We start from the raw sequence: 8,339 nt of genomic DNA, 5'->3' as shown, positions 1-8,339 counted from the left end.
AGAAGGTCGAGTTGCAGCAGAAGACACCTGTGCCGAGAGCCAAGGACCGAGTGCCGAGGGCAAAAGATGCTGTGGTTTAAGCTTATCGGGTGCAGCACGCTTCTTGTGCAGAACAGGAGATCAGATGTTGATCTCCTTGCCCGCTTCTTGTGCAGGACAGTTCACGACATGTTGGTTGCACCCCTACAGATCCCCTTGACGATTTTCCCTGTGTGACACATCATGCTCTCGGCTCTCGGCTCTCGGCTCTCGGCTCTCGGCTCTCGGCTCTCGGCTCTCGGCTCTGTCTTGACCCTACTACGCGCTTGCGGGACGGCCCGCGTCGCGCTGGGTCGCTCGGCTCTCGGCAAAAAGACAAAGCCCCGTCGCATAGTCCAGTCCCTTGAGATTCTGCCCCACAGCCGATACACTGTTTCCCATGCCAGAGAAGCGATATCATTCCGCAAGAGCGCCCCAGAGGACTGGCGTTTAAGCGAACTGTTGCTTCTTTGAACCCCAAACCCCAAAGGCGTGCCCACCCACAGGCACGGTTTTTTTTTGAAGGAGAGAGCCATGATTCCTGCCCAACAACAAATCGAAATCCTGAAACGCGGTGCCGTAGACCTGATCAGCGAAGAGGATCTGAAGCGCAAAATCGAGACGGGCAAACAGTTGCGCGTCAAACTCGGTGCTGATCCCACCCGCCCTGACCTGCACCTCGGGCATGCGGTGATCCTCAAGAAGATGCGTCAATTTCAGGAGCTCGGGCACAAGGTGATCATGCTGATCGGGGATTTCACTGCCATGATCGGTGACCCTTCTGGCAAAAGCAAAACCCGTCCGGCCCTCACCATTGAGGAAACCCGCCAGAATGCCCACAGCTACCTTGAGCAGTGCAAACTGATCCTCAAAGACGACCCCGAGGTGCTGGAGTTGCGCTTCAACAGCGAGTGGCTGGAGCCCCTGAATTACGCCGATGTGATCCGTCTGGCCTCCCGTTACACGGTGGCCCGCATTCTGGAGCGTGACGATTTCTCCAAGCGCCTCAGCAACGGAACCCCCATCAGCCTGCACGAACTCCTGTACCCCCTGACGCAGGGTTACGACTCGGTGGCTCTGGAATCCGATGTGGAGCTGGGCGGAACCGATCAACTCTTCAACAATCTGGTGGGTCGCACCCTGCAAGGCCAGTACGAGCAGGAACCTCAGGTGGTCCTGACCATGCCCCTTCTGGTGGGTCTGGATGGGGTCGAGAAGATGTCCAAGAGCCTCGACAATTACATCGGTCTGACCGACAGCCCAGAGGTGATGTTCGCCAAGCTGATGAAGGTGCCGGACAACCTGATGGAGAACTACTTCACCCTGCTTACTGACCTGCCTCTGGACCAGATCCAGCAGACCATCTCTGGGCATCCTGTGGAGGCGCACCGCATTCTGGCCCGCAACGTGTGCCAGTGGCTGCACCCTGACGCAGACATCGTTTACGCCGAGCAGCGTTACGACGAGGTCGCCAAAGGTGGCATCCCTGATGACCTGCAAACCACCACCGTTCCAGAGGCAGATTTCAATGCTGAAGGCAAAGTGGGCATCCTGAAATTGTTGGTGCTGGGTGGTCTGGCCACCAGCAACAAAGAAGCCCGCCGTTTCGTGGAGCAAAAGGGCATCAAGCTGAATGGCGAGACTTTCACCGATCCTCAGGCTTTTCTGGACCTGTCAGAGCCTCTGGTGCTCCAGAGGGGCAAAGACAAATTTGCCCGCCTGAGCCGCTGAAGACCCCGACCTCAAAAACATGCTGCTGCGCTCTTTTGGGGCGCAGCAGTTTTGATTTTCCAACCCACTTGCAAATTCATCGCCATGTGCGGAGGGTGACACCCACCGTTCGGACCAATCCGGTTCTGGAAAACTCCCATCCGACAGTGGTGTGAATCAGTCCGGTGTGCTGCATGGCAGAGGTGTAGGCTTCGCTGCTGAACCACTGCCCGAGGCGTTGACGGGCAAGGCGTTCATCCAGAAACAGGGCACTGGAAGGGATGTGAACCGACACCTCGTGGTCCCGCACAATCAGGGTGATGGGGGTCCGGTGGGGCAGGCGTCTGTGGGGTTGCCGGGTCAGGAAACGCAGGTCGTTCCAGAAGGCCGGGAGCCACTCGGGGTGTTGCTGTTCCAGCAGTTTTTCCAGTCCCTGTGTGCCGGGATGGTACAGGTAATGCACTTCTGTGGCCTGCTTTGGACCAGAGAAACCGGCCAGCACGGGCACGCAATCTTCCATGAACAGGGGATCGGGATCGGTCCATCCATGGGGTTTGACCAGCTGGTAGGTGCTTTGCTGAGGGGTTTTCTGCACATTCAGCCAGCAGTAGGGAAGCCCTCCCACCAGAGGTTTCAGGGCCTCGGGCACCTGTCTGGGGTGGATGTCCAGCATGTACCGCACATCCGAGGGGCGTGAACTGAAGGTCCATTCGATGGGGCATCCTCCGGGTGTGAGCACACTGCGGGGGTTGAAATCTCCCAGATTGGGTGGGGCAATGAGCAGGTCTCCAACGTGTTCAAGCATGCATGTCACCTCCTTTAAAACCTGTGTCTGATGGAAAAAAGGGCCGATCCGGTGCCACCTGTAAACGGACCACTGCTGGTATTCCCGAGCATGATGGGTGGCAAAGTCACCACTTCGGAAAGGCAAATGGTGGTGCTCTGGCTTTGCAGGGCAAATTCGCTGATGGCCTGCCATCCGTGGCTGGCGCTCAGCAGGGAATGCAGGAGTTTGATGGTCTGCAAACGGATCTGCGGCTGTTGCAGGGTGTCCAGCAAAGCGTCCAACAGTCGGCTGTTGATGTTCCACAGGTAACTCTGGGCCGCTTCATGGTCGCTGGCCCTGCGCAGGGTTTTCAGCAGGCCATGCAGGAAATCCTGTGTGCCGTGGGAGATCACCAGCAGTTGCTGCTCCAGGTTCAGGTCTTGCATGCCGTCGTTCAGCCACTGGAGGTCTTCGGCGACCTCGGGGGTGAGCTGGCTTCCCAGAGGCGCACCCAGACTGGCCACCGTCACCCCGAACTGGCTGAAAGGTTGGGCTTCACCACGGTTCTGGAAGCTGATCCGCAAAGTCAAACCGTGCACAGGGGTCCCAAAACCAATGGAGGAGGAGGTGGCTTCTGCTGCATCCCGGCGCAGTTTGTCAATCAGGATTTGCAATTGGGCTTGCATGTGTTCAATCTGGTGCTTTTCCGATCCCTGAGCGCTCAGTTGGTCTTCCAGCAGCATGCTGAGGTCCATATGGTGTTGCCGCATGGGAGAGAGCAACTCCTGAAACTGCTCTTTCAATTCCTGATGTTTGAGCTGGTGTTGCTCAGAGCATTTGTGCAGCTTTTGAATTTCCAGCAGGAGGTTCTGGCGCTGGTTTTCATTGGGGATGCCCCCCTGATGGGCCACCACTTCCTGCATGATGGGACGCAGTTTTTTGAGGGCACGTTCCAGTTGCACCGTGTAATCCATAAACCCTCTGGGGGTGAACATGCAGAAATCTGGCAGCAGTTTGAGTCCGCCCACCAGCATGTCTTTTTTGACCTGTTGCAGCACCGTCTGAGAAGCATCAGGGGTGGGATGCAGTTTCAGGGTGCTCAGGGCGTGCAGTTTCAATTTCAGTTGATGGTGCAAATTCAGGTGTTCGGTCAGGGTGGTTTTCAGCAATGTGGGATCGGGTGCAAGCATTGTGTCCTCCTGTGGTGAGGGGGCATCATCACCGGGATGGACACAGTGTGCTTTTTGCGGTGTTAACTGCCCGTTAACGGACAATCAGGTGTTGTTGGGCACATCAATAAGGGAATTCCCTGAGTATAACCTTGGGTGTGACACCTTACTTTAGGGGTATGCAAGTCAAGACGCTGGGCGGGCTGGATGCAGGCATCAAACCCATGAAACCCAAGAACCTGCTCCTGCTCTGCTATCTGGCCCTTGAAGGCAAACAGGACCGCAAACACCTGCAAATGCTCTTCTGGCCCGAGGCCGCCGACCCGGCCACCAGCTTGCGGGTGGCGCTCAGCTACCTGCAAAGCCTTGAAAAAGACCTGTTCAAATCGGTGCAAAATCAGGTGGAAGCCCTCATCCACACCGATGCACAGCGGTTGATGCAGGCCCACCAGCAAAACCAGCACAGCGAAGTGATTGGGCTTTATGCTGGGGCTTTTTTGAAAGGTCTGGACCTGCGCAACACCAGCACCGAACTGGAAGACTGGATTTTTGAAACCCGAGAAAAACTGGCGTCTCTGGTGCAGTGGTCCATTTTGAAAGAGGCCCAGAGGGTCCGTTTTTCGGCACCAGAGCAATTCCAGCCCCTGATGGAAAAGTTCTTTCAGGTGGAAGGTGCCCCTCCGCCCACCCTTGAAATGCTGCGTTTCATGTACAGTCTGGGTCTGGAAGGGTATCTGGAACACCGGGTCCTGAAAGAGGCTGCGGAACTCGGGGTGGACCTCACCACCTTGCAGGTGCCCCAGAAAACCAACCTCCAGAGTGCCATCCGGCCTGTGCAGGTGTTCGTGGGACGGGAGCAGGAGATGCAGTTGCTCCATGAGCGCCTACAGCAAAACCCGCCCGGCATCGTCAGCGTGACTGGGCTGGGAGGGGTGGGCAAAAGCACTCTCGTTCGCATGTACTGTGCAACCCACCATCCTGAAAACACCCTCTGGCTCAAGGCCGATGGTCTGAAAGATGCCAGTGGTTTGCTGCACCAGTTGGGCCTCAATGTGCAGCAGGCAGACCCATGGGTGGGCCTCACCGACACCCTGCGCCACCACAAGGGTCTGGTGGTGATTGATGGGGCAGACCAACTCTCTGGACTGGAACACCTTCAGAACTGGCTGCGTTTTCCTGACCTCAGGGTTCTGGTGACGTGCAGGCAACCCCTGCAACTCCCAGAGGAAAGCCTCCTGAAACTGGAGCCTTTCAGCATTCAGGAATACCGTGGGATGGGCCTCAGCGAAGTGCTGGGGCACCCTGCCGTGCAGTGCTTTGAAAAACACGCAAAGCGCCACCATGCCGCTTTCAAAATCCAGCCCGAAGATGCACAGGACGCCCTGCACCTGTGCGCTGCTTTGAGTGGGTTGCCTCTGGCTCTGGAAATGGCTTCCAGTTGGACCCAGATTTTGTCTTTGAAAGAGATCAAAGCAGAGGTGCAACAGGTGGTGGACCCTGAAGGGGACCCCCAGAGCCTGAAACCCATCTTCGAGGCCAGTTGGAATTTGCTGTCAGAACAGGAAAAACAGGCATTGACCAATTTGAATTGCTTTCTGGGGAGTTTCACTCGGGAGGCTGCGGTGATGGTGAGTGGGGTGCAGCTCAGGATGTTGCAGCAGTTGGTGCGGAAGTCCATGTTGCAACTGGAGCCTTTTCAACGCTTCAGGGTTCCCCAGGTCCTCAGGGGTTTTATTCCAGCGTTGGATCCAAACATTTTGCAGAAGTATCAAGAGTATCATCTTCATTTGTTGAATTCGCTGGAAACCCAATTTGGCAAAGGCCTTCAAGAGTATTCAGGGTCGGTTCCCGACTTGATGGACGTTTTGAGGCAAACAGTGAACAAACAAAACCCTCAAACTCTTCCATTGCTGAGATTGTTTGAAAATGAATTTTCATACCATACAGGGTTGCAATTTTATTCAGATTTGATCAAAAGTTTAAGCATTGATGAACATTCCAATTTCTATGTGGAATATGCGTGGCTCTGCTACTTGGGTGGAGAAACCAGAGAGGCAATGGAGATTTGTTATAAACTCATGTCTATAGATCATGCTGAAACCAAAATGAAAGTTTACAACATTATTGGTTCATGCAAGATGTATCATTTGGATTACTTGAGTGCCGAAGAATGTTTTTTAATTGCTTGTGATATAGCCAAAACTCTAAGTGATCATGAAAGAATTGTATTATATGGAATTAACATGCTGTTTTCTATGGGTGCAAGAGGAGATTTGTATGCTATAAATGAGAAATTTAACGATCTGAAAAACAGTCAATTGTTTTTAGAGAATAAATTTTACAAAATATATATTTGCTATGCTTTCGAATACAATAAAATGATTTCTGGAGATGAAATATCTTTGGACTTAATTGATGGATTGATTGAAGAGAGTCAAGAAGGCAAATTTGTCAATATGGAAATTGCTCTTAAATACACAAAAGCAAAATACCAATGCCAAAAAGCCCCAAGTCTTGCTGATGAATCCTATTTGCAGTATCTTAAGATGGCTTGTGACAATATCAAGCAGTTCTCAATGTCAAACAGCTTAAGTATAGACTTGATGATCCACAAAATATTGAATCAGGGGTTTGATGATAAGTTTTTGGAATCTTTGATCTTGGATATCAAAAAGCACAAAGATAAAAGTGCTGCCATGGAATTGATATTCAAGGCATCTGCTTTGCTCGAGAAGTGGTCGAGCGATTTTTTGTTAAATGGAATACCAAGCCTAAGTCATCATTACAAAAAACTAAAGTATTACATAAAAGTAGAAGAAGCCTTGCGTGAAAACAAGACTTCCATGAAAAAAACAGATGAAGAGGTTCTGTTTAAAATGTTGCTTCAAGTGACTGAATGGCTGCGGATCAAGGACCGCCTAGAATTATTGGAGGAGGGGTTCCAACATCGTCATCTTCGTCCAGCGGATACAGGGGTTCCACATCCACCGGAACCACATCCCAGAGGCCCGGAACGATCCCTCTGACCTCTCCTGCACGGTCTTCGGTGAAGAAGTAGAGCCACCAACCGTTGTAGGTCACTTGCTTGTAGCCGTACTTGCCATCGGTGCGCTCAAAATCGGCAATCACTCCGGTGACTCCGGGACCAGCGTGGGCAGGGGCAGGCATGGGAACAAACTGGAAAATCAGGGGTTGGATGGAGGCAGGCCATTCATCTCCCCAGGTCAGTTGGGCCTTGGTGATCTGGCCCAAGTTGTTTTTCTGCATGTAGAGGGGTAAAAACCGGTAAACGGTGTACCCTTCGGAAGTGGTCAGGTAACCTGCCCCTGAAACAATGAGTCGGATGCCCGGAGTGGGGCCACTGGTGTTTTCGGTCATGACATCACCTTTGATCCTGAGAATGAAAAAACTTGCAGGTGCAGACGGATTTTGAAAACGTACAAGTATTACTCTCAGGGAAAAGCAGGTGGAAACGTATCAGGGGTTTCCCTGATGGTTTTTTGAATTCAAGAAGTTTAATTTTAAGCTTTACTGTGTTTATCAGCGAAATGGGAGAACCCGTCTGAATCCTCCCATTTCAAAAACCCTTCCAGAGAGGCCATCTCTGAGGCTTCTGTCCAATGCTGCGCATTGAAAATGTCATGGCTGGGGTGAACGGTAGGTGCCTTCCTCCAACCAGAGGGTCATGCGCTGGGTGGTCCTTTCCAGAAAGCCAGCAATGTGCTTTCTGATGTCTGGATTGAGGTTCCTCAATACGTCGTTCACCAGCAGCAAAGCCCGACCTGCTTTCAGGGCTTCAATTTCCGTGTCCTCAAAGGTCCAAGGGGTCACCTGTTGGTACCCCTCGATGAAAGCTTGATTGCAGGCTTCTCGCTCTGGATAGGTCGTCTGGTAATACAGGACATTGGCAACATCCTGCACGGGATGGCCAAAAGCGCAATCGTCAAAATCAAACACCTGCAAGACATTGCGCCAGACTTTCAAATTGCCATCGTGCAAGTCGGTGTGAATGGGAATGGGTGTGCCTTCTCTGGCCCAAATGTCATTTAAAACATCTGATGCTTTCTTGGAGGCGGTTTCAAACAGGTTTTGCTGTGCTCTGGACAGGTGTTCTGCGCCCCTTTCATCGAAAAGCACCACCTCGTCTCCCAGATAAATTTTGTTGGAAACGGGCAATGCACACCCTTCTGGCAGGGACCACTGGCGGGCGTGCACATGCAGTTTGGCGGTCACTGCACCCAGTTGTCGGACGATGGGCACAGACACCTTGTCTTCCAGCAGAGGACCCGGAATCCACTCAAACAGGGCAGAAGGGCGCATGTCAGACAGACCCGGCACCTCCAGCATCTGCATGAGGTGTCCTTCTGTGGTCCGAACGGGTTTCACCACAGCAAGATCGGTCTCTCTGGACAGGGCATCCAGCCAGGCCATTTCTGCCTGCACGTTGGCAACGGTGCGGTGGCTGTTCACATTGATCCGCAGGGCGTATTTCCTGCCCGAGGTGTCATCCACCCGAAACGTGGTGTTGAACCCGTGGTTGATCACCGTCAGCTTTCGGACTTCAAAGGGGTAGGCTTCAAGTGCTTTGAGGGCCACCTGACGCAGGCGGTGCATTTGTGCTCTGGAGGAAAGGTGTTCAAAAGGGGTCATGGTTTCTCCTGCGATCTGCCGAGGAC

General features: G+C 52.9%; 6 protein-coding genes. 2 read left to right on the top strand and 4 right to left on the bottom strand.

Annotation, left to right across the window (positions count from 1 at the left end; translation table 11 throughout):
* The first annotated feature begins 552 nt into the window (after positions 1-552).
* Complete coding sequence (gene tyrS, locus Q371_RS19625; protein ID WP_034343704.1) at positions 553-1,749, top strand: tyrosine--tRNA ligase; 1,197 nt, start codon at positions 553-555, stop codon at positions 1,747-1,749.
* Positions 1,750-1,825: 76 nt separating this feature from the next.
* Here tyrS and Q371_RS19620 read toward each other — a convergent pair whose 3' ends face one another.
* Both Q371_RS19620 and Q371_RS19615 read right to left on the bottom strand, forming a co-directional pair.
* Positions 1,826-2,533, bottom strand: coding sequence for a hypothetical protein (locus Q371_RS19620; RefSeq protein WP_034343702.1), 708 nt, complete (start codon positions 2,531-2,533; stop codon positions 1,826-1,828).
* 14 nt (positions 2,534-2,547) lie between these two features.
* Positions 2,548-3,684, bottom strand: a complete 1,137-nt coding sequence (locus Q371_RS19615; RefSeq protein ID WP_034343701.1) for a hypothetical protein — start codon at positions 3,682-3,684, stop codon at positions 2,548-2,550.
* A gap of 275 nt (positions 3,685-3,959) precedes the next feature.
* Here Q371_RS19615 and Q371_RS19610 point away from each other — a divergent pair, with 275 nt between their 5' ends.
* Complete coding sequence (locus Q371_RS19610) at positions 3,960-6,689, top strand: ATP-binding protein (RefSeq protein WP_169743891.1); 2,730 nt, start codon at positions 3,960-3,962, stop codon at positions 6,687-6,689.
* On the opposite strand, the gene Q371_RS27275 is transcribed toward Q371_RS19610, so the two are convergent.
* Both Q371_RS27275 and Q371_RS26075 read right to left on the bottom strand, forming a co-directional pair.
* On the bottom strand, positions 6,571-7,041 hold the full coding sequence (locus Q371_RS27275; RefSeq protein ID WP_157442834.1) for a COG4315 family predicted lipoprotein: 471 nt from the start codon (positions 7,039-7,041) through the stop codon (positions 6,571-6,573). The genes Q371_RS19610 and Q371_RS27275 overlap by 119 nt on opposite strands.
* A 261-nt stretch (positions 7,042-7,302) precedes the next feature.
* Positions 7,303-8,313 (bottom strand): phosphotransferase enzyme family protein, encoded by a 1,011-nt coding sequence (locus tag Q371_RS26075; protein ID WP_051964855.1) that lies wholly within the window; start codon positions 8,311-8,313, stop codon positions 7,303-7,305.
* Positions 8,314-8,339 lie beyond the last annotated feature (26 nt).

Origin of the sequence: Deinococcus misasensis DSM 22328 (assembly GCF_000745915.1) — a bacterium.
Lineage (GTDB): Bacteria > Deinococcota > Deinococci > Deinococcales > Deinococcaceae > Deinococcus_C > Deinococcus_C misasensis.
The sequence above is the reverse complement of the archived record's forward strand: the minus strand, read 5'-3'. Positions and strand labels throughout refer to the sequence as shown.